The sequence below is a fragment of the Tianweitania sp. genome (assembly GCF_032053605.1).
Lineage (GTDB): Bacteria > Pseudomonadota > Alphaproteobacteria > Rhizobiales > Rhizobiaceae > Tianweitania.
This window is the reverse complement of the sequence record NZ_DAMBUH010000092.1, coordinates 10,428-13,041: the sequence shown is the minus strand read 5'-3', so window position 1 is coordinate 13,041 and position 2,614 is coordinate 10,428. Positions and strand designations below refer to the sequence as shown.

The window sequence follows — 2,614 nt, the reverse complement described above, 5'->3', positions numbered from 1 at the left end:
CGAAGGGTTCAATCCCGCCGCCGGCGCTGCGCCTGGCAACACGGGGGCGCCGCGGCTTGGCGCTGAGGCCGCCGATCCCAACGCGATCGCGCTGTTTACGCCGGGCGAGCAGGACGACTTCACCACACCCAGCGATGCGGTTGCCGAATTGACGGGCGAAGGCGAGGCCCGCGCGCTGCGCATCCATTCCGGCCGCTCCGGCTCGGCCATCGCCTTCAACGTGCCGCAGGACGTCTTGAAGCAGCTGGCCGGGCGGCGCGCTTTGTTCGTGGTGGAAGCGCAGGCGGAGGATGGCGAGGCGACCCAGATCTCGATCAGTTGTTCCTTCGGAGAACTGGGCGATTGCGGCGGACGGCGGCGCTTCGACCTAACCGGCGAGCGCGGCGACGTGATCTTCGATGTCGATCTGCCGACGGTGGAGCCCGGTTCCGACGGCACGATCGCCATCGTCAGCGATGTCTCCAACAACGGCAAGGCCGTGGACATCTATTCGATACGCGTGTCTGGAAATTAAAAGCGGCTAAGCATCCAGCATCGACTGCAGCGTTTCGATGCGGTCAGCTTCCGCCGTCGGCTTGTCCCAGCGCAGGCGGTTGATGCGGGGGAAGCGCATGGCGACGCCGGACTTGTGGCGGGTCGAGCGGTTCAAGCCTTCGAAGGCAACCTCGAACACCAGACCGGTGGTGCGGTCGGCGCGCACGGAGCGCACCGGGCCGAAGCGGTCGATCGTGTTGTCACGCACAAATTTGTCGATCTGCTTCAACTCCTCGTCGGTGAAGCCGAAATAGGCCTTGCCGACCGGCACAAGCTCCGGCGCGTCTTCAGGACCCGACCAGACGCCGAAGGTGTAATCGGAATAGAAGCTGGAGCGCTTGCCGTGTCCACGCTGCGCATACATCAGCACGGCATCGACCGTGTAGGGATCGCGCTTCCACTTGAACCACGGACCTTTCGGGCGGCCCGGCACATAGGTGGAATCCCAGCGCTTCACCATCACACCCTCGATGATGGGATGCGGCGGGTGCTTGCGCATTTCATCGAGCTGCTCCCAGCTGTCGAAGGACACGAAGCGGGATACGTCGAAGCGGGCGGGATCGAGCGTGGAAACAAAGGCTTCGAGATGCTTACGGCGCTCGACGAAGGTGAGACCGCGCAGATCCTCGTCGCCGCGCTGAAGAATGTCGTAGACCCGCACAAAGACCGGAAACTCCGCCTGGACCTTGGGCGACACGCTTTTGCGATTGAGCCGTTGTTGCAGGTCGGAGAAGGTGGCGGTTCTGCCTTGCGGATCGCCGACCAGCAATTCGCCGTCGATCACGCCATCGAAGGTGACGGCCTGCATCAGGTCGGGAAAGGAGCCGCTGATATCGTCGCCGGTGCGCGAATACATCCGATAGGTGCCGTTATTGGCAACGACCTGAACGCGGATGCCGTCCCATTTCCATTCGGCCGCGTAATCCGATGGTTCAAGCCTTGTATGGTCGGTGTCGCCCATCGGCGTCGACAGCATGACCGGCCGGAACAAGGCCTGCGCCTGCGGCACCGGCTTGTCCGCCCTGCCCTCCAGCCAGGCGAATAGATCCGCATAGGGCGCATGCAGCCCGTGCCACAGCTCCTCGATCTCGTTGACGGGCTTGCTCCCGAAATCCGCGAGCGCCTGTTTGGCAAGACGGGCTGAAACGCCAATCCGCAACGTGCCAGTGACGAGCTTGAGGATCGCAAAGCGTTCGGAAGCGGCGGAATGATCGAGAAGATCGGTCAGCACCTTGCCTGCATCGGAGCGGCTGACAGCCATCAGCCGAGCCGCCACATCCGCCAGACGCAGTTCGGTGCCTGCACCATCGTCCCCGGTCGGCCAAACCAGGCTGATCGTTTCGGCGAGATCACCGACATAATCATAGGAATAGCCGAACAGAACCGGGTCCATGCGCTCGCTCATCAGCGCCCGTAGCAGCGCCGGCTTCACGGCGGGAAAATCGAGGTCACCGATCAAGGCAGCAAGCGCCAGACCACGATCGGGATCGGGTGCGGCGCGGAAATAATTCACCATCAGCTGGAGCTTGCGGTTGCGCGACGGCGTCAGCACCAGACGGTCGAGCAGTTCGGCGAAGGCCCTCATTCCGACTCGTCCTCATAGCCGACGAGATGGAGCGGCTGGGCGCGCAGCTGCTTGAGCTCGCAGTATCGCACCAACGCTTCTTCGCGGCCATGCGTGACCCAGATTTCACCGGCGCCCACCTCGTCGATCGTGTCGCACAGCTCGTCCCAGTCGCAATGGTCGGAGATGATCAGCGGCAGTTCGACGCCGCGCTGGCGGGCGCGCTGACGCACCTGCATCCAGCCGGACGCGAAAGCCGCCACCGGATCGGCGAAGCGGCGCGCCCATCGATCGGCGAAGGAGGACGGTGTGCCGACCACGATGGCGCCGGCGAAATCGGTCTTGGCGCCTTTTTCCAGCGTTGCGGGCTTTAACTCGCCGAGATCGATGCCTTGCGTCTGGTAATAATCGCACAGCTTCTGCAGCGCGCCGTGAATAAAGATCGGCCGATCATAGCCGGCGTCGCGCAGTTCCTTGATGACGCGCTGCGCCTTGCCCAGCGCATAAGCGCCGACC

The 2,614-nt window shown here is 63.6% G+C and carries 1 protein-coding gene and 2 pseudogenes; 1 reads left to right on the top strand and 2 read right to left on the bottom strand.

Going from position 1 to position 2,614, the window contains the following annotated elements; translation table 11 throughout:
• A pseudogene (locus RTX98_RS16500) lies at positions 1–514 on the top strand (hypothetical protein); the annotation flags it as partial.
• Positions 515–520: 6 nt separating this feature from the next.
• Here RTX98_RS16500 and RTX98_RS16495 read toward each other — a convergent pair.
• Positions 521–2,119, bottom strand: a complete 1,599-nt coding sequence (locus RTX98_RS16495) for a cisplatin damage response ATP-dependent DNA ligase (protein ID WP_312797913.1) — start codon at positions 2,117–2,119, stop codon at positions 521–523.
• Positions 2,116–2,614: pseudogene (locus RTX98_RS16490) on the bottom strand (DNA ligase-associated DEXH box helicase); the annotation flags it as partial. The gene RTX98_RS16495 and the pseudogene RTX98_RS16490, both read right to left, overlap by 4 nt.